Below are 24,044 nucleotides of genomic sequence, written 5' to 3' on the forward strand. Positions count from 1 at the left end.
CTTCCTGAGGTGGGGAATGGTCCACTGCGGGACGGACCGAGGGGCGGAGCCCCGGGTTCAACTTAGGTTAGCCTAACCTAAGTTTGATCCCCAGGGTTCCACCCCTCCGGTGAACCCCGTTCTTCAGCTGACCTTCTTCGCCTTCTCCAGCGCCTCGGCGAGGTTCTCCAGGAGCGGCACGCACTTGTCGTACGACAGGATCGGCTCCGGCGACCGGGCGATGACCTGACCCGCCTTCACCGCGGGCAGCTTCTTCCACGTCGCCTCCGTGATCGCCGCAGGCTGCAGCGCCGAGGTTCGGTCGTCCATCATGATGATGTCCGCCGCGTACTTGTCGACGTTCTCCCAGCTCAGCGACTCGTACCAGCCGCCGCCTTCCTTCTTCGCGCTCTCCGGCGGCTCCACGAAGTTCACGCCGAGCGCCTTGAAGTACTCGAGGTCGACGGAGAGGTTCGAACCGGAGACGTAGAACAGCTCGGCGCTGGCGGACCCGGCCATGACCTTGATGTCGGGCTTGGCCTTCGCCGCGGCGCGCAGCCGCGTCGCCGCCGCCTCGAACCGCTTCTTCGCGTCGGTCGCCTTCGCCGCGGTCAGGTCCGCGCCGAGCGACGCGGCCAGTTGCCACATCCGCTCCAGCGGGGCGGTGAGCTGACGGTCGTACACGGAGATGCCGACGCTCGGCGCGAGCTTGGCGATCTTGTCCTTGGACGCCTCGGGGACGTACCAGAGGGTGCCGGCGTCGTCGAACATCGTGGAGATGAGGACGTCGGGCGCGAGGGCGGCGAACTTCTCCACGTTGAACTCGTCCCAGACGTTGCCGAGGACCGTCACCTGGGAGAGGTCCATGTCGCCGGCCTGGACGTCGGCCTTGCCGTCGGTGGTCTTCGTCGGGCCGAACACACCCTTGACCTGGATGCCGTAGTCGTACAGGGCGGCGCCGACGCCGGTGAACGCGACGATGGCCGTCGGCGTCCCGTCGAGCTTCACGGTGGTGCCGCGGTCGTCCTTGAAGGTCCAGGGACCGGACGTGGCGGAGGTGCTCGCCGAGGAGTCCGACCCACTGCTCTTCGCGTCGTCGTCCCCGCAGGCCGCGAGCACGGCACCGAGGCCGAGGGCGCCACCGGCGGCGAGGATGCCGCGGCGGGTGGGGTGGTTGGCTCTGGCGTTGGGCATGGGAGTGGCTGCTTTCGAACGTGCGGATCACCGCCGGACAGGTTCGAAGGAAGGTTAGCCTAACCTCAGAACCTGTCCGTCGTCCGGTCAGCCGGCGAGCCCCAGCTCACGGGCGATCAGCATCCGCTGCACCTCGCTCGTGCCCTCCCCGATCTCCAGGATCTTGGAGTCGCGCCACATCCGGGCCACCGGATACTCGTTCATGAAGCCGTATCCGCCGTGCACCTGGGTGGCGTCCCGGGCGTTGTCCACCGCGACCGTCGACGAGTACAGCTTCGCCAGCGCCGCCTCCTTCTTGAACGGCTCGCCCGCCACCAGCCGCGAGGCCGCGTCCCGCCACGCCAGCCGGGCCGTGTGCGCCTTCATCTCCATGTCGGCGATCTTGAACTGGATGGCCTGGTTGGCGCCGATCGGCCGCCCGAACGCCTGCCGCTCCCGGGCGTACTTCACCGACTCGTCCACACAGCCCTGCGCCAGCCCGGTGGCCAGCGCGGCGATCGCGATCCGGCCCTCGTCCAGGATCCGCAGGAACTGCGCGTACCCGCGCCCCTCCTCGCCCAGCAGGTTCGCCGCCGGCACCCGCACGTCGGAGAAGGACAGCTCCCGGGTGTCCGAGGCGTTCCAGCCGACCTTGGAGTAGGGCTGGGCCACCGTGAAGCCCGCAGTGCCCGACGGGACGATGATCGCGGAGATCAGCGGCCGGCCGTCCGGCTTGCGTCCGGTGACCGCCGTGACCGTCACCAACCCGGTGATGTCCGTCCCCGAGTTGGTGATGAAACACTTGGTGCCGTTGATGACCCATTCATCCGTCTGCGGATCGAGGCGGGCCGTCGTCCGGGTCGCCCCCGCGTCGCTGCCGCCGTCGGGCTCGGTCAGCCCGAACGCGCCCAGGATCTCGCCCGAGCACAGTCGCGGCAGCCACTGGCGCTTCTGCTCCTCGGTACCGAACAGATGGAGCGGCATCGCGCCCAGCGAGACACCCGCCTCCAGGGTGATCGCCACGGACGAGTCGACCCGCGCCAGCTCCTCCAGGGCGATGCCGAGCGCCAGGTAGTCGCCGCCCATCCCGCCGTGCTCCTCGGGGAAGGGCAGTCCGAACAGGCCCATGCGGCCCATCTCGCGGACGATCTCGTAGGGGAACTCGTGCCGCTCGTAGAAGTCGCCGATCTTCGGCGCCACCACGTCGTGCGCGAACTCCTCTACCGTACGGCGGAGTTCCTCCAGCTCGGGGCTGAGACGGTGGTCCATGCTGATCACTGGTCCTTGTGGGAGAGGGCGCGGACGGTGCGGGACGGGCTGGGTCGGCCCAGGTGGTCGGCCATCCACACGCTGGTGGCGACGAGGCGGCCGAGATCGACCCCGGTGTCGATGCCGAGACCGTGCAGCATCCACACGAGGTCTTCGGTGGCGAGGTTGCCGGTGGCGGACTTGGCGTACGGGCAGCCGCCGAGGCCGCCCGCCGAGGCGTCGACGGTGGTGACGCCGTGTTCGAGGGCGGCGTAGGTGTTGGCCAGCGCCTGCCCGTAGGTGTCGTGGAAGTGCACGCCGAGCACGTTCGTCGGCACGCCCTCCTCGTTGAGCAGGGCGAGCAGTTCGAGGACGTGGCCGGGCGTCGCGACCCCGATGGTGTCGCCGAGGCTCAGCTCGTCGCAGCCCATGTCGCGCAGCGCCCGGCAGACCCGGACGACCTGGTGCAGCGGTACCGCGCCCTCCCAGGGGTCGCCGAAGCACATGGAGACATAGCCGCGCACGTGCACCCCCTCGTCCTTCGCGCGCCGCACGACGGGCTCGAACACCGCGAGGGACTCGTCGAGCGTGCGGTTGAGGTTGGCCTTGGCGAAGGACTCGGTGGCGCTCGCGAACACGGCGACCCGGCGGGCGCCGAGCGCGAGGGCGCGGTCCAGCCCGCGCTGGTTGGGCACCAGGACCGGCAGCGCCGCCGGCACGTCCGCGACCCGTGGGAACAGGTCCTCGGCGTCGGCGAGCTGGGGCACCCACTTCGGGTGCACGAAGCTGGTCGCCTCGATCGTGGTCAGGCCCGCGTCGGCGAGCCTGCGGATGAACTCGGCCTTCACCTCCGTCGGCACGGCCGACTTCTCGTTCTGCAACCCGTCGCGCGCGCCGACCTCGTGGATCCGCACCCGGACGGGCAGATCCTGGGCGGGCACGGTCATCGGGAGCCCTTCGGCGGTCATGGCGCTGCCTCCTCGTACGGGGTGACGACGGCCAGCACCTGGTCCATGGCGACCGTCGTGCCCGGGGTGACGTCCAGTTCGGCGACCGTGCCGGCGTGCGGGGCGGAGACGACGTGCTCCATCTTCATCGCCTCGACCACCAGCAGGCTCTGCCCCGCGGTGACCTCGTCCCCGACGGCGACCTTCACGACCGTCACCGTGCCGGGCATCGGCGCGGTGAGCGAGTCGGCACCGGCGTGCGCGGAGCCGGTGAGGGACGCGGCCACCGGGTCGTGGTCGCGCACGTGCCAGCAGTCGCCGTCGCGGCCCAGCCAGGTGCCGTCCGGCAGGGCGGCGAAGGGATGACGGACGCCGTCGAGTTCGCACGTGAACCGGTGCCCGGTGACGCGCCGCGGAGGCACGCCGGCCCCCCGGAGCGGGTGGTCCGCGCCGGGCAGGAGAACCTCCGCCGCGCCGCCCGGCGTGCTGCGCACGCGCACGGTCACCGGCTCGTGGCCCGGCACCCGCAGGTGGTGCGGGGTCCAGGCCCGCTCGCCGCCCATGCGCCAGCCGTCGGCGGCGTCGAACGGGTCGGTCCAGCCGGAGCCGTCGGCGGGGCCGAGCGCGCCGTGGCGCAGCAGCGCCGCCGCCGCGTAGACCTCGGGCGGCACCGCGTCCGGGACCAGCCCGGCCACCTCGCGCTCCACCAGGCCCGTGTCCAGCTCGCCCGCCACCACCGCCGGATGGCCCAGCAGCCGCCGCAGGAACCCCGCGTTGGTCTGCACGCCCAGCGTCACCGTCTCCGCGAGGGCCGCCCGCAGTCTCCTGAGCGCGGTCGCGCGGTCGGGGCCGTAGGCGATGACCTTGGACAGCATCGGGTCGTAGAGACTGCCGACCTCGGTGCCCTCGCTGAGCCCGGAGTCGGTGCGCACGCCGTCGCCCTGCGGTTCGTACAGCTTCAGCACGGTCCCGCCGGACGGCAGGAAGCCACGGGCCGGATCCTCCGCACACACGCGTGCCTCGATCGCGTGCCCGGTGAGCCGTACGTCCTCCTGCGCGAAGTCCAGCTCGGCGCCCGCCGCGACCCGCAGCTGCCACTCCACCAGGTCGAGGCCGGTGACCAGCTCGGTCACCGGATGCTCCACCTGGAGGCGGGTGTTCATCTCCATGAAGTAGTACGAGGAGGGGTCGCCGCCGGGGACGATGAACTCCACCGTGCCGGCGCCCCGGTACCCGCAGGAGCGCGCCGCCTGCACGGCCGCCGCGCCCATCGCGGCCCTGGTCCCCTCGTCGAGGAGCACGCTCGGCGCCTCCTCGATCACCTTCTGGTGCCGCCGTTGCAGCGAGCACTCGCGCTCGCCGAGGTGGACGACGTTGCCGTGGCCGTCGGCCAGGACCTGGATCTCGATGTGCCGGGGGCGGTCCACCCAGCGCTCGACGAGGAGCGTGTCGTCGCCGAAGGAGGCGCGGGCCTCACGGCGGGCGGCGGCGATCTCCTCCTCCAGCAGGGTCAGGTCCCGCACCAGCCGCATGCCCTTGCCGCCGCCGCCCGCGGACGGCTTGAGCAGGACCGGCGCGCCCAGCTCATGGGCCGCCGCGGCGAGGTCGGGGTCCCGGCCGCCGGGGACGACCGGCACCCCGGCCGCCCGCACGGTCTCCTTGGCACGGATCTTGTCGCCCATGAGGGAGATGGCGTCGGCGGGCGGCCCGACGAAGACCAGCCCCGCCTCCTCGCAGGCGCGCGCGAAGGCGGCGTTCTCCGCGAGGAAGCCGTACCCCGGGTGGACGGCCTGGGCTCCGGTGCGGGCGGCGGCCTCCAGCAGCCGCTCCGCCGACAGATAGCTCTCGGCGGCCGGCGCCGGGCCGATCCGTACGGCGGTGTCGGCCTCCCGGACGTGCCGGGCGTCGGCGTCGGCGTCGGAGAAGACCGCCACCGAGCGCACGCCCAGCGAGCGCAGCGTGCGGATGACCCGGACGGCGATCTCGCCGCGGTTGGCGACCAGTACTGTCTCGAACATCGGTGGCAAGCCCCTCACATCCGGAAGACGCCGAACTGGGGGTCACCCAGGGGCGCGTTGGCACAGGCGGTCAGGGCGAGGCCGAGCACCTGGCGGGTCTCCAACGGGTCGATGACCCCGTCGTCCCAGAGCCGGGCGGTGGCGTAGTAGGCGTTGCCCTGACGCTCGTACCGGTCGCGGATCGGGGCCTTGAAGGCCTCTTCCTCCGCCGCCGGCCAGCTCTCGCCGCCGGCCTCCAGCTGGTCCCGCTTGACGGTCGCGAGGACCGACGCGGCCTGCTCGCCGCCCATGACGGAGATCTTGGCGTTGGGCCACATCCACAGGAAACGGGGGGAGTAGGCCCGTCCGCACATCGAGTAGTTCCCGGCGCCGTACGACCCGCCGACCACGACCGTCAGCTTCGGCACGCGCGTGCAGGCGACGGCCGTCACCATCTTGGCGCCGTGCTTGGCGATGCCGCCGGCCTCGTAGTCCTTGCCGACCATGAACCCGGAGATGTTCTGAAGGAACACCAGCGGGATACCGCGCTGGTCGCACAGCTCGATGAAGTGGGCGCCCTTCTGGGCGGACTCGGAGAACAGGATGCCGTTGTTGGCGACGATCCCGACCGGGTGGCCGTGGATCCGGGCGAAGCCGGTGACCAGGGTCTGCCCGAACTCGGCCTTGAACTCGGCGAACCGCGAGCCGTCCACCACGCGCGCGATGACCTCCCGCACGTCGTAGGGGGTGCGGGAGTCCACCGGGACCGCGCCGTACAGCCCGAAGGGGTCGACCTTGGGCTCGACGACCGGCGTGGTCTCCCAGGGCAGCGGCCCGCGCGCGGGGAGCGTGGCGGCGATGGTGCGCACGATCCGCAGGGCGTGCGCGTCGTCCTCGGCGAGGTGGTCGGTGACCCCGGAGACCCGGGAGTGCACCTCGCCGCCGCCCAGCTCCTCGGCGGTGACGACCTCACCGGTGGCGGCCTTCACCAGCGGGGGACCGCCCAGGAAGATCGTGCCCTGGCCGCGCACGATCACGGCCTCGTCGCTCATCGCCGGGACGTACGCCCCGCCGGCCGTGCAGGAGCCGAGGACGGCCGCGATCTGCGGGATCCGGGCCGCCGACATCCGGGCCTGGTTGTAGAAGATCCGGCCGAAGTGCTCGCGGTCGGGGAAGACCTCGTCCTGCATCGGCAGGAAGGCGCCGCCCGAGTCCACCAGGTACAGGCAGGGCAGCCGGTTCTCCAGGGCCACCTCCTGCGCCCGCAGGTGCTTCTTCACGGTCATCGGGTAGTAGGTGCCGCCCTTGACCGTGGCGTCGTTGGCGACGATCACGCACTCGCGCCCGCTGACCCGCCCGATCCCGGCGATCACGCCCGCGGCCGGGGCCTGCCCCTCGTACATCCCGTCGGCCGCGAGCGGCGCGAGTTCGAGGAAGGGCGAGCCGGGGTCGAGCAGCCCGTCGACCCGGTCCCGCGGCAGCAGCTTGCCGCGCGCGGTGTGCCGCGCCCGCGCCCGCTCGCCGCCCCCGAGCCGGGCCGCGGCCAGCTTGCCGTGCAGTTCCCCGACGAGCTCGCGGTGCGCCCGCTCGTTGGCCCGCCAGGCCTGAGACGCGGGGTCCGCCGCGCTCGTCAGCTCCGGTGCCTGCTCCATCCTGCGGTTCCCCTCACCCGTCGTCCGTCACGAGGATCGTCTGTTAATGAGCGTTAACCATTTCCTTCAGGTTAACGAGCGCTAACCTCCCTGTCTAGAATTACTTCCATGGCCACCAGAACCGACGCCCCCACCCGCCGCGAGCAGATCCTCAAGGAGGCCGCGCGGCTCTTCGCCGAGCGCGGTTTCCACGGCGTCGGGGTGGACGAGATAGGGGCCGCGGTCGGCATCAGCGGCCCGGGGCTGTACCGGCACTTCCCGGGCAAGGACGCGATGCTCGCCGAGCTGCTGGTGGGGATCAGCGGCCAGCTCCTGACCGGCGCGAAGCGCCGTCTGGCGGAGGCCGACGGGGGCGGGGCGGAGGCGGTCCTCGACTCGCTCATCGAGGGGCACATCGACTTCGCGATCGACGACCGCCCCCTGATCACCCTGCACGACCGGGAGCTGGACCGCCTCCGCGACAGCGACCGCAAGCTGGTCCGCCAGCTCCAGCGGCAGTACGTCGAGCTGTGGGTGGAGGTGGTCCGCGAGATCTACCCGGCCCTCACCGAACCGGCGGCCCGCTCGGCCGTCCACTCGGTCTTCGGCCTGCTGAACTCCACCCCGCACCTGGCCCGCCCCGGCTCGGTCCCGGGCCGCACGGCCACGGCGGCGCTGCTGCACCGGATGGCGCGGGGGGCGTTCGCGGCGGCGGGCGCCTGACGGCGGCGCGGGTCCGCCCGGCGGCGTGACGAGCGTTACGGGCACCGCCCCCCCGAAGGCCCTGGACTCCTCTCCCTACCCACCGGTACGGTAATCATCTGAGCAAGCGCTTAGATTCGGACCCTTTGAGCCAGGTGGAGGTGGCGGCGGTGCGCCGTACGGTGTTCAACGAGGATCACGAGGCGTTCCGGGAGACCCTTCGCGCCTTCATCGAGGCCGAGGTCGTCCCGGTCTACGACGCCTGGCTCGAGGCCGGCCAGGCGCCGCGCGACTTCTACTACAAGCTCGCCGAGCTGGGCATCTTCGGCATCCGTGTCGACGAGGAGTACGGCGGCGCCGGCATCGAGTCCTACAAGTTCGAGGCCATCCTCTACGAGGAGACCGCCCGCGCCGGCATCACCTTCGGCGGCTCCGGCGTGCACGTCCTGCTCGGCCTCCCGTACATCAAGCTCCTCGCCACCGACGAGCAGAAGAAGCGCTACCTGCCGAAGTTCGTCTCCGGCGAGGAGATGTGGGCCATCGCGATGACCGAGCCGGGCACCGGCTCCGACCTCGCCGGCATGCGCACCACCGCCAAGCTCTCCGAGGACGGCACGCACTACGTCCTCAACGGCGCCAAGACCTTCATCACCGGCGGCGTGCACGCCGACCGCATGATCGTCTGCGCCCGCACCTCCGCGCCCTCCGCCGAGGACCGCCGCTTCGGCATCTCCCTCTTCGTCGTCGACACCAAGGCCGAGGGCTACTCCGTCGGCCGCAAGCTCGACAAGCTCGGCCTGAAGACCTCCGACACCGCCGAGCTGGCGTTCGTCGACGTCAAGGTGCCCGCCGAGGACCTCCTCGGCGAGGAGAACAAGGGCTTCTACTACCTCGGCCACAACCTCGCCTCCGAGCGCTGGGGCATCGCCTACGGCGCCTACGCGCAGGCCAAGGCCGCCGTCCGGTTCGCCAAGGACTACGTCAAGGAGCGCACCGTCTTCGGGCAGCCGGTCGCCGCCTTCCAGAACACCAAGTTCGAGCTGGCCGCCTGCCAGGCCGAGGTGGACGCCGCCGAGGCCGTCGTGGACCGCGCCACCGAGGCCCTCGACGCGGGCGAGCTGACCCCTGCCGAGGCCGCCTCCGCCAAGCTGTTCACCACCGAGGTCGCCCACCGCGTCATCGACCGCTGCCTCCAGCTGCACGGCGGCTACGGCTTCATGAACGAGTACCCGATCGCCCGTCTGTACGCCGACAACCGCGTCAACCGCATCTACGGCGGCACCAGCGAGATCATGAAGTCGATCATCGCCAAGGACATGGGCCTGTAAGGTCCCGGCAATCACTGCCCGGTACAACCAGACGCCATGAGCCAGGCACTTCAGGATCTCCTCGATCTGCTCGACCTCGAGCAGATCGAGGAGAACATCTTCCGCGGCCAGTCCCGCTCCGCCGTCGTCCCCCGGGTCTTCGGGGGACAGGTGGCGGCGCAGGCGCTGGTCGCCGCCGGGCGCACGGTCCCCGCCGACCGGCACGCCCACTCCCTGCACGCGTACTTCCTGCGCATGGGCGACCCGGGCGCCCCCATCGTCTACAACGTCGAGCGGATCCGCGACGGCCGTTCCTTCACCACCCGCCGCGCGGTCGCCGTCCAGCACGGCCGGCCGATCTTCACGCTGTCGGCGTCCTTCCAGGCGTACGAGGAGGGCCTCGACCACCAGGCCCCCATGCCGCCCGCCCCCGACCCCGAGTCGGTCCCCACCGGCCAGGAGCGGCTGCGCGGCTACGACCATCTCGACCCGGCGGTCGTCGAGCGGTTCCTCGAGGCCCGCGAGGCGATCGACCTGCGGTACGTCGACGACCCGCCCTACGGCAGGTTCGGCGAGCCGCGCGAGCCGCACAGCCAGGTCTGGTTCCGCACCAACGGCAAGCTCGCGGACGACCCGCTCCTGCACGTCGTCCTCGCCACCTACGTCTCCGACATGACCCTGCTCGACTCCATCCTGCTCGCGCACGGGCGCGGCGGCTGGGCCGTCGGGGACGTCGTCGGGGCCTCCCTGGACCACGCGATGTGGTTCCACCGCCCGTTCCGCGCCGACGAATGGCTGCTCTACGACCAGGAGTCGCCGTCCGCGTCCGGCGGGCGCGGCCTCGGCCAGGCCCGCATCTACACGCAGGACGGACGGCTCGCGGTCTCGGTGATCCAGGAGGGCGTGGTCCGCGTCCCACGGGCCCCGGAAACACCCCCCAGCGCTACCTGAGGCCGGCTTCCGCCAGCAGGTACGCGACCATCGGGTCGTAGTGCCGCGGGCTGGGCACGTGGTCGTCGAGGGGGACCGCCACCTGGACGGTCCCCTCCGCCTCCGCGAGGAACAGCGCCGGGTCGTTGCAGTCGGCGTACCCGACGGAGTCCACGCCGTGCTGTCCGGCGTACCCCGCCCAGCCGTGGTCGGCGACCACCAGGTCGGGCAGCGGGCGGCCCTCCCGCTCCAGCGCGGTCAGGATCGCCTTCATCGGCTCGCCCGAGTGGGTGTGCCACAGGGTCGCCCCGTGCTCCAGCACCGCCACCCCGGCGAGCTGCCAGACGTACCCCTCGTCCGTCTGGAGCCCCTCCGGGATCACCACGATCTCGCAGCCGGCCGCCCGCAGCGCGGCGGACGTCTCGTGGTGCACGTCCAGCAGACCGCCCGGGTGACCGGTCGCGAACAGCACCCGCTGCCGCCCCTCGGCGGCCTTGCGCAGCCGCGCCGCCATCCGGTCCAGACCGTCCACGGTCAGCTCCGGGTCGATGGTGTCCTGGCCGTAGCGGTGCTCGGCGTCGTCGTTGACCCCCACCCGCTCCGCCATCACCGCGAGCACGTCCTGCTCGTCCGTCCAGCGCTCGCCGAACTCCAGGCCGAACCAGAAGTTCCGGTTGCCGTTCGCGAGCTGACGGTAGTGGGAGAGGTTGTTCTCGCGCGGCGTGGCGACCTCCCCCGCGATGCGGGTTCTGACGAGGTGGTCGACGAGTTCGGCGCGGCTGGGGGTCCCGGGTATCGGCATGGTCCCCATTGTGGGGCAGCGGACTGTGGCCGTCGTCACCGTTCCGGGCGCTGGGACGTGCGTCACTGTTCGCTCGCGCGCAGGGCGAACCACAGCTCCATGCGGACGTCCGGGTCGTCCAGATCCGTCCCGAGGAGGGAGGCGCACCGGGCCATCCGCTGGCGGACCGTGTTGCGGTGCACGGAGAGCGCGACGGCGGTTCTGTCCCAGCTGCCGTGCAGCGAGAGCCAGGTGCGCAGGGTCTCCTTGAGGGCGGGGGCCGCGGCGAGCGGGGCGAGGAGGGCGCGGGCGTCCTCCGGGGGGAGCAGGGAGGCGAAGGCCCTGTGGGGGGTGTGACGGACGAGGGGGGTGCGGGTCGCCCGCGCGCGGGCCAGGGCGCGGGACGCCTGCCTGTCGGCTGCGGCGAGGTGGTGCGCGGGTACCTCGCCGCTCACGCCGAGGACCCACTGGGGCTGGGGTTCGGGGCTGCGGTCGGCCGGCACGAGGACGCGGACGACGTCGGGCGTGACGTCGACCAACGGGGAACCGAGGGCTGCGCCCAGCGCGTCGGCCGACAGCTGCTCCGGCGGGTGCGGGTGCGTCGTGGCTGCTCGCGCGGTCGGGTGGGGACGCTCCCGCCGGCCGGAGGGCGAGGCATGGACCACGAACCATCGTCCGCCGGGGTCCAGCAGGGGCGTCACCTCCTCGGGGGTCGCCCCCAGGAGCAGGCGCACCAGGGCCGAGGTGCGGGCCGTCGCCGAGCCCGTCTCCCGGGTGCTCGTGAGGAGCGTCAGGAGGACCGCTGCGACGGAGGCGATCGTGTGGTCGCCCGGTTCGTGGGCGGGGGTGGCGACGGCCAGGACGAAGCCGTGGCTCAGGGCGTAGGCCGTGAGGTGGGTGCCCGTGGGCGTGGTGTCGCTGGCGGTGGCGGAGCCGCGGGCGGTGAGCCGCCGGGCGAGGGCGGCCAGGGAGCCGTCGGTGTCCGCGGCCGGGCCCGCCGCCGCGATCTGCGCGCCCTCGGGGCCGTGGAGCACCGCCCTGCCCCCGGTCCGAGCGGCCAGGCGGCTCAGGACGGACGGGACCGGGTCGGGGCGGGCGGCGGCCGAGGCGAGGCTCTGCTGGGCCTCCGTCACACGGCGCAGCTCGGCCGTGCGGGCCCGCTCCATCAGCTGCCAGACCGCGCGGGCCACGGCCGCGAACGTCGTCCGGGGCGGGACCTCGACCAGGGGGAGCCCATGGGTGTCGCAGGCCGCGATCAGGGCCGACGGGACCGTGTCGTGCACCGGCGCCACCCCGAAGCCGAGGGCGGCCCCGCCCGCCGCCGTGATCCGGGAGACATAGCCGTCGAAGTAGGCGCCCGGGTCGGCCGCCTGCGGGACGTGGACGCCGGCCGTCAACAGCAGCTCCCCGCCCAGCAGATACGGGTACGGGTCGGCCATCTCCGAGGCGTGCGCCCCGTACAGGACCGTGCCGGGGGCGGCCGGCCCGGCGATCAGCCGCAGGCCCAGGTCCTCGCGGGCCAGCAGCGCGGCGAGCGGGACGGGCGGGGTGAGGGGGACCGCGGGCTGCTCGGACATGGTGTGCGTTCCCTCCATTTCCTGGCCGCCGTATGGAGGAAACGTACGCTTCGCAGCCGTCGGCCTGCCACCTACCGTGGAGACACCCCCCAGAAAGAAGGCCTGTGACCATGAGCGGCAACGACACGCCTCGCGGACCCGTCGACTCCTCCCGCATCCCGCGGTACGCCGGACCCGCGACCTTCGCCCGGCTGCCCCGCCTCGACGAGGTCGGCCGCGCCGACGTGGCCGTGGTCGGTGTGCCGTTCGACTCGGGGGTCTCCTACCGGCCGGGCGCCCGCTTCGGCGGCAACGCGATCCGTGAGGCCTCCCGGCTGCTGCGCCCCTACAACCCGGCGCAGGACGCCTCCCCCTTCGCCCTCGCGCAGGTCGCGGACGGCGGCGACATCGCGGTGAACCCGTTCAACATCAACGAGGCGGTCGAGACGGTCGAGGCCGCGGCCGACGAACTGCTCGGCACCGGCGCCCGGCTGATGACCCTCGGCGGCGACCACACCATCGCGCTGCCCCTGCTGCGGTCCGTGGCGAAGAAGCACGGCCCGGTCGCGCTGCTGCACTTCGACGCCCACCTGGACACCTGGGACACCTACTTCGGGGCCGAGTACACGCACGGCACCCCGTTCCGCCGGGCCGTCGAGGAGGGCATCCTCGACACCGAGGCCCTCTCGCACGTCGGCACCCGCGGCCCCCTCTACGGCAAGCAGGACCTCACCGACGACGAGAAGATGGGCTTCGGCATCGTCACCTCCGCCGACATCTACCGGCGCGGCGCCGACGAGGTCGCCGACCAGCTCCGCCAGCGCATCGGCGACCGGCCGCTGTACATCTCCATCGACATCGACTGCCTGGACCCGGCGCACGCCCCCGGCACCGGCACCCCGGAGGCCGGCGGCATGACCTCCCGCGAGCTGCTGGAGATCCTGCGCGGACTCGCCTCCTGCAACCTGGTCTCCGCCGACGTCGTCGAGGTGGCGCCCGCGTACGATCACGCGGAGATCACGTCGGTGGCCGCGTCCCACACGGCGTACGAACTGACGACCATCATGTCCCGGCAGATTGCGGAGGCCCGCGCGCAGTGACCCACGACCACGACCTGGTGCTCCGCCCGACCGCCGCGCAGACGGAGGCCGCGCTCAACCCGCCGCCCGGCCGGATCGGCGGAGACCTGGTCGTGGAGACCCTGGCCGCGCTCGGCGCGACCACGGTCTTCGGACTGCCCGGCCAGCACGCGCTGGGCGTGTTCGACGCGCTGCGCCGCTCCTCCCTGCGGTACGTCGGCCTGCGGGTGGAGAACAACGCGGGCTTCGCGGCGGACGGCTACGGCCGGATCACCGGGGAGGCCGCCCCGCTGCTGCTGTCGACCGGCCCGGGCGCGCTCACCTCGCTCGCCGCGCTGCACGAGGCGGCCTCCGCCTCCGCGCCCGTGCTGGCGATCAGCAGCCAGATCCCCACGGCGGGACTGGGCGGCGGCCGCCACGGCTATCTGCACGAACTCCCCGACCAGTCGGCGTCCTTCCGCGGGGTGGTGAAGTCGGTCCACACGGTCCGCAGCGCGTCACAGATCCCCTCGGCCGTCGCGGCGGCCTGGACGTCCGCGCTGACGGCCCCGCACGGGCCGGTGTGGGTGGAGATCCCCCAGGACGTCCTGCTCGCGCCGACGTCGATCCCCGTCGTCACCGGCGTCGACGCCTTCCCCGAGGACCTGCCGCCGCGCCCCGAACTGACGGCGGTGGCGGCCGACCTGCTCGCGCGCGCGACCCGGCCGGCGATCATCGCGGGCGGGGGAGTGGTGCGGGCGGACGCCTCCGGCAAGCTGAGGCAGCTGGCGGAACGGATCGACGCGCCGGTCGTCACCACCTTCGGCGGCAAGGGCGCCTTCCCCTGGGCGCACCCGCTGTCCCTGCGGTCCTGGATGGAGGACCGGCACACGACGGACTTCCTGGAGGACGCGGACGTCCTGCTGGTGATCGGCTCGGGCCTCGGCGAACTCTCCTCGAACTACCACACCTTCAGCCCGCGCGGCCGGGTGATCCAGATCGAGGCCGACCTCGGCAAACTGGAGTCCAACCACCCGGCCCTCGGCATCCACGCCGACGCCCGCCTCGCGCTCCAGGCCCTGCTGGAGACGGTGGACCGACGCGAGGACCCGCAGGCACCGGCCCGGGTACGGACCGTCCTGGCGCGGGTCGCGGAGCGCATCGCCGCCCAGGACCTCACCCTGGAACAGGACCTGCTGACCTCGGTCAGAAGGGCCCTGCCCGCCGACTCCCCGTCCTTCTGGGACATGACCATCCTGTCCTACTGGGCCTGGTCCGCCTTCGACCCCGCGGGCCCCAACACCATGCACTCCGCCCAGGGCGCGGGCGGTCTCGGCTATGCCTTCCCGGCGGCGCTCGGCGCGGCCGTCGCCGACCCCGGCCGCCCTGTCCTGGCGGTCTCCGGGGACGGCGGCGCCCTCTACTCGATCGCCGAACTGGCGACGGCGAAGCAGTACGACCTCCCCGTCACCTGGCTCGTCGTCGACGACGGCGGCTACGGCATCCTCCGCGAGTACATGACGGACGCCTTCGGCGCCACCACGGCGACGGAGCTGACCCGCCCGGACTACGCGGCTCTCGCGGAGTCGTTCGGCGTACCGGGCGTGCTGACGTCCCCGGAGACCCTGGAGCGGGATCTGGCCAAGGCCCTGGCCGCCCCCGGCCCCTCCGTGGTGGTCCTCCCGGCCCTGCTGCGGATGTTCGCCCCGACGCACCTCGGCTGAGCCGCCTTCGGGCGCCCGGCGGGGCACACCCCGCGCCCCGCCGGGAAGTTCAAGCTACGGCACCGGCGGCCCGGCCGCGGCCGGAGCCGAGGTGCCCCCGCCGGGCCCGGTGCGCGGCGGGGGCCTTTCGGGTTCCCGCCGGTCAGCCGAACCAGAAGAAGATCGAGTCGTCCCTGCGGCCGAGCCGGCGTGCCGTCTCCCACTCCTGCGCCTCGAACCGCATCAGCTCGGCGAGCCGCCTCGCCGGGCCGGCGAACTCCTCGTCCAGCAGGCTCAGTACCCGCTCGTACGTCTCCGCCAGCAGCGCCGCCCGCTCGGCCGGCAGCACCCCGATCTGCGGGACCGTGTCACCGGGGTGCGGCAGCCGCAGCGGTGGTCCGCTGAAGAGGAAGGTCGCGGGCAGGACCTCCCTCGGGACACCGTGCCGGGCCAGCTCGCTGTCCAGCGCGAAGAACCAGGACGGCCGCTGCCAGGTCCCGAGGGAGGTGACGTCGGAGAAGTACGGGGCCACGGCCTCGCGGAAGGCGTACGTGTACGCCGGACACAGCTCCGCGCTCGGCGGCCCGCCCTCGATGAGTTCCTCCAGCGCCCGCGCGACCGGCACCCGCAGGTCGCTGCCCGCCTCGCGCAGCCGTGCGTCGGCCTTCCGGCACCGCTCGCGCACGATGGCGAGCATCCGTTCCTGTTCCTGCGTCCGCTCCACCGCCGTGAGCAGCCGGATCACCCCTCGCATGTCACCGGTGCTCATCTCCAGGCAGTAGCCCACTGATTGGTCCTCCCCGCTCACACGCTCGCCCTGGCGATCATCATGACCATGATCCACCAAGACGCCCATGCCGCAGGGCCCTCCCGGGAACACTCCGGGAGGGCCCTGCGGCGGGGCTGTGCGACGCGGTGTCCTACCAGATCGCCTCGACCCACTCGGGGTGGTCGATGAACGGGTTGCGGTTGTGCTGGTAGGTGTCGTAGATGACCTGGTTGCGCTTCTCCTCGAAGGCGCTCGGCGGGTCCGCCTCGTTCCACGCCTTGAGGACGGAGAGCTTGCCCATGAACGGGTCGCTGCCGTTGTTGACCTTCTCGTTGGGCTCCAGGTCGGCGAAGCCGTCCCCGCCGTCGTAGCGGACGGCCATGTAGAGGATCATGCGGGCCACGTCGCCCTTGTCGGCGTCGCGCGGCTCGAAGGAGTCGGAGTCGACCTTGCTGCCGCCGCCGCCCGCGACCGCGCTGCCGCCGTTGTCGAAGTCGAGGTTGCCGCGGGTGCTGTTGACCTGGACGTCGCAGGCGCGCAGGTGGTGCAGGTCGGTGCCGGGGCCGGTCACCTCGCCGAAGTCGCCGTGGGACTTGGCCCAGGTGTGCTCGCGGTTCCAGTCGCCGACGTCCCCGCCGTTGAGGGACTTGCTGCGTGAGGCACCGCTGTACAGCAGGAGCACGTTGCTGCTGTTGTTCGGGTCCTGGTCGGTGACCTTCAGCGCGTTCCAGACCGCGGAGTACGAGATCTTCGAGACGCCGCTGCTGATGATCGTGTGGAGGGACGACTTCAGGCTCGTACCCGTCTTGCCCACGGCGTTCTTGTAGTACGTCGAGTCGTACGCCGTCGTCGTCGCCGCGGCGGGGGTCGCGGTGAGCGCGGGCACGGTGAGGCCGACCAGGACGGTCGCGGTGCCGAGCGCCACCGACTTCCATCGGTGGATGCGTGTCGCCAGCATGTGGGGTGTCCGATCTACGCGGGTTGATGGGGGCGGCACTCGGGAGCGTGACATGGACATGCGATCGTGTAAATGGACTGCGCGTGTCCATTCGGTGACCGGTAGCGGCAAATCGCCCCTTGTCTACGCGAGTTGACAGTGTGTGAACCTACGAAAACGGTCCCTGACGGGATGTCAGGGACCTTGGGGCCGTACCGGTCAGCCGGGTGGTGTCAGCTCACGTCGGACGGGTCGAGCCGGTAGATCGAGGAACCGGAGGAACCGGAGGAACCGGAGGAACCGGAGGAACTGGAAGAGCCGTACTCGCTCTCCTTCACCGCCGTCCCGTGCTTCTGCACCCACGTCGTCAGCTCCTGGTTCCGGCTGTCGCCGCCGCCCCTCCCCATGCCGCCGCCGAGCTGGATGTAGTGCAGCTCGCCCTGCTTCACCAGCTCCTTGAGCCTGGCGAGGGTCATCGCGTGGTCCGAGCCGGTGAAGCCGAACATCGAGATGACGGGCTTTCCGGTGCTCAGGATCATCTGGCCCGCGCTCTGCGAGTCGGACACCGCGATCAGCCAGGTGGCGCCGTCCTGATGCTTCTCCAGGTAGGAGACGAGCCCGCTGTCGGCACCGCCCATGCCGCCCCCGGCCATACCGCTCCCGCCGGGGCCGCCGCCGCCCGTCCGGCCGCCGCCGGGGAACTCACCGCTCGCCCGGTCGCCGCCCTGCTGGGTACCGCCCGGCGGCTGCCCGCCGGGACCGCCGTTGCCGCCGCCGAAGCCGCCCCGGCCGCCACCGCCGCCGGGACCGCCCATGCCGCCCCCGGTGGAGGGGCCCGCGGTGGGGTTGGTGCCGCCCATCATGCCGCTGGAGCCGCCGAGGGCGGGCGAGGCCGCGTAGGCCGTGGGACCGGCCAGGGCCGCCACGACCGCCGCGGCGACGGACGCGCCGAGCAGCCGCAGCCGGGTACCGGAGGCCGCGGAGCGCAGCAGGAACAGACCCGTGATCGCGAGGGCCATGAGCACACCGACGACGGGCCACAGCCAGGTGTTCCAGTCCGTGGCCCGGCGCAGCAGCACGATCGCCCAGACGCCGGTCACGGCCAGCCCCGCGGGCAGCACCCACGACCAGCGCACCTCACCGCCGCGGAAGGCGCGCCACAGCATGACCCCGCCGCCCCCGGTGAGCGCCGCGACGCCCGGGGCGAGCGCGGTCGTGTAGTAGGGGTGCATGGTGCCCTCGGCGAGGGCGAAGGTGACGTAGTGCAGCACGGTCCAGCCGCCCCACAGGACCAGTGCGGCACGCGTGGCATCGGTGCGCGGGGCGCGCCCGCACCGCACGAGACCGGCGACGAGCGCGATGCCGGAGAAGGGGATCAGCCAGGAGATCTGGCCGCCGAGGACGTCGTTGAACATCCGTCCGATGCCCGCCGTCCCGGCGAAGGTGACGCCGCCGCCCCCTCCGCCGCCGTTGCCCTCACCGCCGAGGACGCGGCCCAGGCCGTTGTAGCCCATGATCAGGTCCCAGGCGCTGCCGTCGGTCGAACCGCCGATGTACGGCCGGTCCTCGGCGGGTACGAGCGAGACCGCCGTCGCCCACCAGAAGCTGGAGACGGCCAGCGCCACCGCTGCGAGGGCGAGGTTGACGGCCTTCTTCCTCCAGCCGAGCCTCGACGCGTAGGCGTACACGGCGAAGACGGCCGGCAGGGCGATGTAGCCCTGGAGCATCTTGGTGTTGAAGGCGAGTCCGAAGCACACTGCCGAGCCGATGAGCGGCAGCAGCCGGTCCTCGCGCGTGGCGCGCAGCGCGAGGGCCGCGCCGGCCACCATCAGCAGCACGAGGATCGTGTCGGGGTTGTTGTCGCGGTTGATGGCGACGGTGATGGGCGTCAGCGCGAGCACCAGGGCGGCGATCGTGGCCGCGGCAGGCCCGAAGGCCCGCTTCACGCAGGCGTGCAGGATCCAGATCGTGGCGAGCGCCGCACCGATCTCCGGCGCCATCATCTGCCAGGTGCCGAATCCGAGGATCCGGCAGGACAGGCCCATGATCATGAGTGCGAACGGCGGCTTGTCGACGGTGATGAAGTTCCCGGCGTCGAGCGAGCCGAAGAACCATGCCTCCCAGCTCTTCGTACCGCTGTAGACGGCGGCGCTGTAGAAGCTGTTGAGGCTGTCGCCCGACAGGTTCCAGCCGTAGAGCACCGCCGCCAGGACCAGGATCGCGAGCAGCGCGGGCAGCGACCAGCGCGGCGCCTTCTCCGGCGGGGGTGCCGCGGGGGCCGCTCCGGACGGCGTCGGCGGCGGCCGGTCGGGGGACACGGTCGTCTCGTGCGGGGTCAGTGGATCGGTGGCAGATGTCACCCTTCGCATGCTGTAGGCCAGTTGTGGGCGGCGGCTGTGCCGGACCTGGCCGCAACCTGTGAAGATGTCAGGGGGCCGGTAACGGAATGCCCACGCTTTGCCCAATCCCCGCGACTCGTACAACCATTCGCCCGAACTGGTGCGTCAACAGGGCATGACACACCGGACTCCCAGACGCAGCAGGGTGCTGGCCGTCACCGCCCTCGGCACCGGCGTCCTGCTCGCGGGCGTGGCCACCGCCGCGCCGGCCTCGGCCGTCACACCCACCGTCAGCTGTACGTCCAGCAAGGCGGCGCTGGCCACCAAGCTGAAGACGGACATCACGGCGGCCCTCGCCAACCGCAGGGGCACCGTCGCGGTCGGCCTCTACGACCGCTCCACCAAGACGACCTGCACCCTGCGGGCCTCCACCGCCTACGACTCCGCCAGCGTCGTCAAGGTGACCGTGCTCGCGACCCTGCTGTGGGACGCGCAGAAGACCAACCGGGCGCTCACCAGCACCGAGAAGTCGCTCGCCACCAAGATGATCACCCAGTCGGACAACACCTCCACCTCCGCCCTGTGGCGGCAGCTCGGCATGACCAAGATCAAGGGGTTCCTGGCCGCCGCCGGGATGACCCAGACCAAGCCGGGCGCGAACGGCTACTGGGGCCTGACCCAGATCACGGTCACCGACGAGCAGAAGCTGCTCAAGCTGATCACCGCCTCGAACTCGGTCCTCACCACCGCCTCACGCACCTACATCAGCACGCTCATGGGCAAGGTCGTCTCCTCGCAGCGCTGGGGCACGCCCTACGGCCGGCCCTCGAACGTCACCTGGCACGTCAAGAACGGCTGGCTCTCCCGGGCCACGCACGGCTGGCGCGTCCACAGCGTCGGCACCTTCAACGGCGGCGGCCACGACTACATGATCACCGTCCTCACCCAGGACAACAGCACGATGGACTACGGCATCACGACCATCCAGGGCGTGGCCAAGGTCATCCACAAGGACCTGGCCGCCTCCTAGTCGGGTAGTCCGGCTCCTGGGCGGCTCGCACCCCGCCGGGGCGCGGGGAACCGCGCGACCAGCCCATACGGCGCCGCACCCGCCACACCACCGCACCGGGCAATTGTTAAGGCGGGATGAAATCCGCCCCCGCCGGCGTTGGTGCCTTCCGGTAGATCGGCGAAGCGGAAGGCACCGGCGTGAGCGGAAAACAGGGTTGGGCGCGGCGGCTGGCCGGATACGCCTGGCGGTATCCGAAGGACGTCGTGCTCGCCCTCGGCTCCTCCCTCGCGGGCATGGCCGTCATGGCCCTCGTCCCCCTGGTCACCAAGGTGATCATCGACGACGTCATCGGTGCCCACACCCGGGACATGGCACCCTGGGCGGGCCTGCTGATCGTCGCCGCGCTGCTCGTCTACGTCTTCACCTACGTCCGCCGCTACTACGGCGGCCGCCTCGCCCTCGACGTCCAGCACGACCTCCGCACGGAGATGTTCGCGACGATCACCCGCCTCGACGGCCGCCGCCAGGACGAGCTGTCCACGGGCCAGGTCGTCGGCCGGGCCACCAGCGACCTCCAGCTGATCCAGGGCCTGCTCTTCATGCTCCCGATGACCGTCGGGAACCTCGCCCTCTTCGTGATCTCCCTCGTGGTGATGGCCTGGCTGTCCCTGCCCCTGACCCTGGTCGCCCTCGCGGTCGCCCCGGCCCTGTGGTGGATCGCCAAGCGCAGCCGCAGCCGTCTGCACCCCGCGACCTGGTACGCCCAGGCCCAGGCCGCGGCGGTCGCGGGTGTGGTGGACGGGGCCGTCAGCGGCGTACGCGTGGTGAAGGGCTTCGGGCAGGAGGAGCAGGAGACCGGCAAGCTCCGCGAGGTCGGCCGCCGGCTGTTCGCGGGCCGCCTGCGCACCATCCGGCTGAACTCGCGCTACACCCCCGCCCTCCAGGCCGTCCCCGCCCTCGGCCAGGTCGCGATGCTGGCGCTCGGCGGCTGGCTCGCCGTACGCGGGCACATCACGCTCGGCACGTTCGTCGCCTTCTCCACCTACCTCGCCCAGCTCGTCGGCCCGGTCCGCATGCTGGCGATGGTCCTCACCGTCGGCCAGCAGGCCCGCGCCGGCACCGAGCGCGTCCTGGAGCTCATCGACACCGAGCCGTCGATGACGGACGGCACCAAGGAACTGCCCGCCGACGCGCCCGCCACCGTCGAGTTCGACGACGTCTCCTTCGGCTACGACGCCGCCCGCCCCGTCCTCGACGGCCTCAGCTTCGAGATCCGCCCGGGGGAGACCCTCGCCGTCGTCGGCTCCTCCGGCTCCGGCAAGTCGACGGTCTCCCTGCTCCTGCCGCGCTTCTACGACGTGACGCGCGGCGCCGTCCTGATCGGCGGCCACGACGTCCGCGAACTGACCCAGGACTCGCTGCGGGCCGCGATCGGCCTGGTCCCGGAGGACTCCTTCCTCTTCTCCGACACGGTCCGCGCCAACATCGCCTACGGCCGCCCCGACGCGACCGACGAGCAGATCGAGGCCGCCGCCCGCGCCGCCCAGGCCGACCGTTTCATCGCCGAGCTGCCCGACGGCTACGCCACCAGGGTCGGCGAGCACGGACTGACCCTGTCCGGCGGCCAGCGCCAGCGCGTCGCCCTCGCCCGCGCCATCCTCACCGACCCCCGGCTGCTCGTCCTCGACGACGCGACCTCGGCGGTGGACGCGGCCGTCGAGCACGAGATCCACGAAGCGCTCAAGCAGGTCATGCAGGGCCGCACGACCCTCCTGATAGCCCACCGCCGCTCCACCCTCAACCTCGCCGACCGCATCGCCGTCCTCGACGCCGGCCGGCTCGCCGACCTCGGCACCCACGAGGAGCTCCAGGAGCGCTCGGCGCTGTACCGGCGCCTGCTGACCGACCCGGACGAGCTGGGCGGCGTCTCACCCGGCCACGTCCAGCGGGGCGAGAGCGCCGAGGACACCTCCGTACGTCAGGAGCTGGACGCCGAGTTCGACGCCGAGCGCGGGGTGACGCCCCGGCTGTGGACCGCCGACCGCCAGCCGAAGGACACCGCGCTGGCGGGCATGCCGGCCACGCCCGAGCTGCTCGCCCAGGTGGAGGCGCTGCCGCCCGCCACCGACACCCCGGACGTGGACGAGTCCCGCGCGGTCACCCCCGAGGAGTCGTACGGCCTGCGCCGGCTGCTCCGCGGCTTCGGCGTCCCGCTGCTGATCAGCCTCGCTCTGGTCGCCGTGGACGCCGGGATGAGCCTGCTGCTGCCGATCATGATCCGGCACGGCATCGACGACGGCGTGACGCGGCTCGCGCTCGGCGCGGTCTGGACGGCGTCGTTGCTCGCCCTGCTCGCGGTGGCCGTGCAGTGGGCGGCCCAGACCGGTGAGACCCGGATGACCGGCCGCACCGGCGAACGCGTCCTGTACAGCCTCCGGCTGAAGATCTTCGCCCAGCTCCAGCGCCTCGGGCTCGACTACTACGAGCGCGAGCTGACCGGCCGGATCATGACGCGGATGACGACGGACGTCGACGCCCTCTCCACCTTCCTGCAGACGGGCCTGGTCACCGCCTTCGTCTCGGTCGTCACCTTCTTCGGGATCATGGTCGCCCTGCTGGTGATCGACGTCCAGCTGGCCCTGGTCGTCTTCGCGACGCTGCCGCCGCTGATCGTCGCCACGTACTTCTTCCGCAAGGCGAGCGTGAAGGCGTACGAGCTGGCCCGGGAGCGGGTGTCGGTGGTCAACGCCGACCTCCAGGAGTCGGTGTCCGGGCTGCGGATCGTGCAGGCCTTCCGGCGCGAGCGGGACGGCGGGGCGCGGTTCGCCGAGCGCAGCGACAGCTACCGTCAGGCCCGCATCCGGGGCCAGTGGCTGATCTCGATCTACTTCCCGTTCGTCCAGCTGCTGTCCTCCGTGGCCGCCGCGGCCGTGCTGATCGCGGGCGCGGGCCGGGTGGACGCGGCGACGCTGACGACCGGCGCCCTGGTCGCGTACCTGCTCTACATCGACCTGTTCTTCGCCCCCGTGCAGCAGCTCTCCCAGGTCTTCGACGGCTACCAGCAGGCGACCGTCTCCCTGGGCCGGATCCAGGAGCTGCTGCGCGAGCCGACCTCCACCCGGTCGGCCGACGTGCCGCTGGAGGTCCCCGCCCTGCGCGGCGAGATCGCCTTCGAGGGCGTGCGCTTCGCCTACGGCACGGAGGAGGAGGCGCTCGCCGGCATCGACCTGCGCGTCCCCGCCGGGCAGACGGTCGCCTTCGTCGGCGAGACCGGCGCCGGGAAGTCGACCCTGGTCAAACTGGTGGCCCGGTTCTACGACCCGACGTCGGGCCGGGTGACGGTCGACGGCACGGATCTGCGCACGCTCGACATCACGGCGTACCGCCACCGTCTGGGGGTCGTCCCGCAGGAGGCGTACCTCTTCCCCGGCACCGTCCGCGACGCGATCGCCTACGGCCGCCCGGACGCCACGGACGCCGAGGTCGAGGCGGCCGCGCGGGCGGTCGGCGCCCACGAGATGATCGCCACCCTCGACGGCGGCTACCTCCACGAGGTCGCCGAACGCGGCCGCAACCTCTCCGCCGGGCAGCGCCAGCTCATCGCCCTGGCCCGCGCGGAGCTGGTCGACCCGGACATCCTGCTCCTCGACGAGGCCACCGCCGCCCTGGACCTGGCGACCGAGGCCCAGGTCAACCAGGCCACCGACCGTCTGGCCGGCCGCCGTACCACGCTGGTCGTCGCCCACCGGCTGACCACCGCCGCCCGCGCGGACCGCGTGGTCGTCATGGACCACGGCCGGGTCGTCGAGGACGGCACCCACGACGAGCTGCTCGCCCTCGACGGACGGTACGCCCACCTGTGGCGGACCTTCGTCGGCACGTCCGAACCGGAGGAGCCCGTCGGCGCGACCCGGTGACGGCCGTGCAACCTCCGGCGCGTCTCGGGCGTCCGTACATCAGTACGGCAAGCGCGTG

At 72.2% G+C, this 24,044-nt stretch carries 17 protein-coding genes; 7 read left to right on the forward strand and 10 right to left on the reverse strand.

Annotated elements, in window-relative coordinates:
- Positions 1 to 123: 123 nt before the first annotated feature.
- The 5 genes from AQJ58_RS01225 to AQJ58_RS01245 form a co-directional block, all read right to left on the reverse strand.
- Positions 124 to 1,173, reverse strand: coding sequence for an ABC transporter substrate-binding protein (locus AQJ58_RS01225; protein WP_067243963.1), 1,050 nt, complete (start codon positions 1,171 to 1,173; stop codon positions 124 to 126).
- An 87-nt stretch (positions 1,174 to 1,260) separates the two neighbouring features.
- On the reverse strand, positions 1,261 to 2,421 hold the full coding sequence (locus AQJ58_RS01230; RefSeq protein WP_067245599.1) for an acyl-CoA dehydrogenase family protein: 1,161 nt from the start codon (positions 2,419 to 2,421) through the stop codon (positions 1,261 to 1,263).
- Between the two features lie 5 nt (positions 2,422 to 2,426).
- Positions 2,427 to 3,368 carry a hydroxymethylglutaryl-CoA lyase gene (locus tag AQJ58_RS01235; RefSeq protein WP_067243965.1) on the reverse strand — a complete coding sequence of 314 codons (942 nt, stop codon included), beginning with the start codon at positions 3,366 to 3,368 and terminating at the stop codon, positions 2,427 to 2,429.
- On the reverse strand, positions 3,365 to 5,365 hold the full coding sequence (locus tag AQJ58_RS01240) for an acetyl/propionyl/methylcrotonyl-CoA carboxylase subunit alpha (RefSeq protein WP_067243967.1): 2,001 nt from the start codon (positions 5,363 to 5,365) through the stop codon (positions 3,365 to 3,367). The genes AQJ58_RS01235 and AQJ58_RS01240 overlap by 4 nt, the downstream gene beginning before the upstream one ends.
- A 14-nt stretch (positions 5,366 to 5,379) precedes the next feature.
- Entirely contained in the window at positions 5,380 to 6,996 is a 1,617-nt protein-coding gene (locus tag AQJ58_RS01245; protein ID WP_067243969.1) for a carboxyl transferase domain-containing protein, read from the reverse strand.
- 108 nt (positions 6,997 to 7,104) lie between these two features.
- On the opposite strand from AQJ58_RS01245, the gene AQJ58_RS01250 reads away from it, so the two are divergent.
- The 3 genes from AQJ58_RS01250 to tesB all read left to right on the forward strand — a co-directional run bounded on the left by AQJ58_RS01250 (position 7,105) and on the right by tesB (position 9,935).
- A complete protein-coding gene (locus tag AQJ58_RS01250; RefSeq protein ID WP_067243971.1) occupies positions 7,105 to 7,698 on the forward strand; it encodes an SACE_7040 family transcriptional regulator in 594 nt (197 codons plus the stop codon).
- Positions 7,699 to 7,847: 149 nt separating this feature from the next.
- Positions 7,848 to 9,005, forward strand: coding sequence for an acyl-CoA dehydrogenase family protein (locus tag AQJ58_RS01255; protein ID WP_067245601.1), 1,158 nt, complete (start codon positions 7,848 to 7,850; stop codon positions 9,003 to 9,005).
- 36 nt (positions 9,006 to 9,041) lie between these two features.
- Entirely contained in the window at positions 9,042 to 9,935 is an 894-nt protein-coding gene (gene tesB / locus AQJ58_RS01260; protein WP_067243972.1) for an acyl-CoA thioesterase II, read from the forward strand.
- Here the strand turns inward: tesB and AQJ58_RS01265 are convergent.
- Both AQJ58_RS01265 and AQJ58_RS01270 read right to left on the reverse strand, forming a co-directional pair.
- A complete protein-coding gene (locus tag AQJ58_RS01265) occupies positions 9,928 to 10,716 on the reverse strand; it encodes a phosphatase (protein ID WP_067245604.1) in 789 nt (262 codons plus the stop codon). The two genes, tesB and AQJ58_RS01265, sit on opposite strands and share 8 nt — an antisense overlap.
- Before the next feature lie 62 nt (positions 10,717 to 10,778).
- Positions 10,779 to 12,272, reverse strand: a complete 1,494-nt coding sequence (locus tag AQJ58_RS01270) for a PucR family transcriptional regulator (RefSeq protein ID WP_067243974.1) — start codon at positions 12,270 to 12,272, stop codon at positions 10,779 to 10,781.
- A gap of 110 nt (positions 12,273 to 12,382) precedes the next feature.
- Here AQJ58_RS01270 and speB point away from each other — a divergent pair, with 110 nt between their 5' ends.
- Entirely contained in the window at positions 12,383 to 13,351 is a 969-nt protein-coding gene (gene speB / locus AQJ58_RS01275) for an agmatinase (protein ID WP_067245606.1), read from the forward strand.
- Positions 13,348 to 15,033 carry a thiamine pyrophosphate-binding protein gene (locus AQJ58_RS01280; protein WP_067243976.1) on the forward strand — a complete coding sequence of 562 codons (1,686 nt, stop codon included), beginning with the start codon at positions 13,348 to 13,350 and terminating at the stop codon, positions 15,031 to 15,033. Before speB ends, AQJ58_RS01280 begins: the two co-directional genes overlap by 4 nt.
- A 142-nt stretch (positions 15,034 to 15,175) precedes the next feature.
- Here the strand turns inward: AQJ58_RS01280 and AQJ58_RS01285 are convergent, their stop codons facing one another.
- From AQJ58_RS01285 to AQJ58_RS01295, 3 genes are all read right to left on the reverse strand, one after another.
- Complete coding sequence (locus AQJ58_RS01285) at positions 15,176 to 15,856, reverse strand: DUF7691 family protein (protein WP_420712133.1); 681 nt, start codon at positions 15,854 to 15,856, stop codon at positions 15,176 to 15,178.
- A gap of 76 nt (positions 15,857 to 15,932) precedes the next feature.
- Positions 15,933 to 16,739, reverse strand: coding sequence for an endonuclease I family protein (locus AQJ58_RS01290; protein ID WP_067243980.1), 807 nt, complete (start codon positions 16,737 to 16,739; stop codon positions 15,933 to 15,935).
- 212 nt (positions 16,740 to 16,951) lie between these two features.
- Positions 16,952 to 19,078 (reverse strand): glycosyltransferase family 39 protein, encoded by a 2,127-nt coding sequence (locus tag AQJ58_RS01295; RefSeq protein WP_067243982.1) that lies wholly within the window; start codon positions 19,076 to 19,078, stop codon positions 16,952 to 16,954.
- Positions 19,079 to 19,232: 154 nt separating this feature from the next.
- On the opposite strand from AQJ58_RS01295, the gene AQJ58_RS01300 reads away from it, so the two are divergent.
- Both AQJ58_RS01300 and AQJ58_RS01305 read left to right on the forward strand, forming a co-directional pair.
- The gene (locus AQJ58_RS01300) at positions 19,233 to 20,087 is read left to right on the forward strand and encodes a serine hydrolase (RefSeq protein WP_067243984.1); all 855 of its coding nucleotides are present in this window, start codon (positions 19,233 to 19,235) and stop codon (positions 20,085 to 20,087) included.
- Between the two features lie 179 nt (positions 20,088 to 20,266).
- A complete protein-coding gene (locus AQJ58_RS01305) occupies positions 20,267 to 23,986 on the forward strand; it encodes an ABC transporter ATP-binding protein (protein WP_067243986.1) in 3,720 nt (1,239 codons plus the stop codon).
- Positions 23,987 to 24,044 lie beyond the last annotated feature (58 nt).

The organism is Streptomyces sp. DSM 15324 (genome assembly GCF_001514285.1).
In the GTDB taxonomy this organism is placed as follows: Bacteria; Actinomycetota; Actinomycetes; order Streptomycetales; family Streptomycetaceae; genus Streptomyces.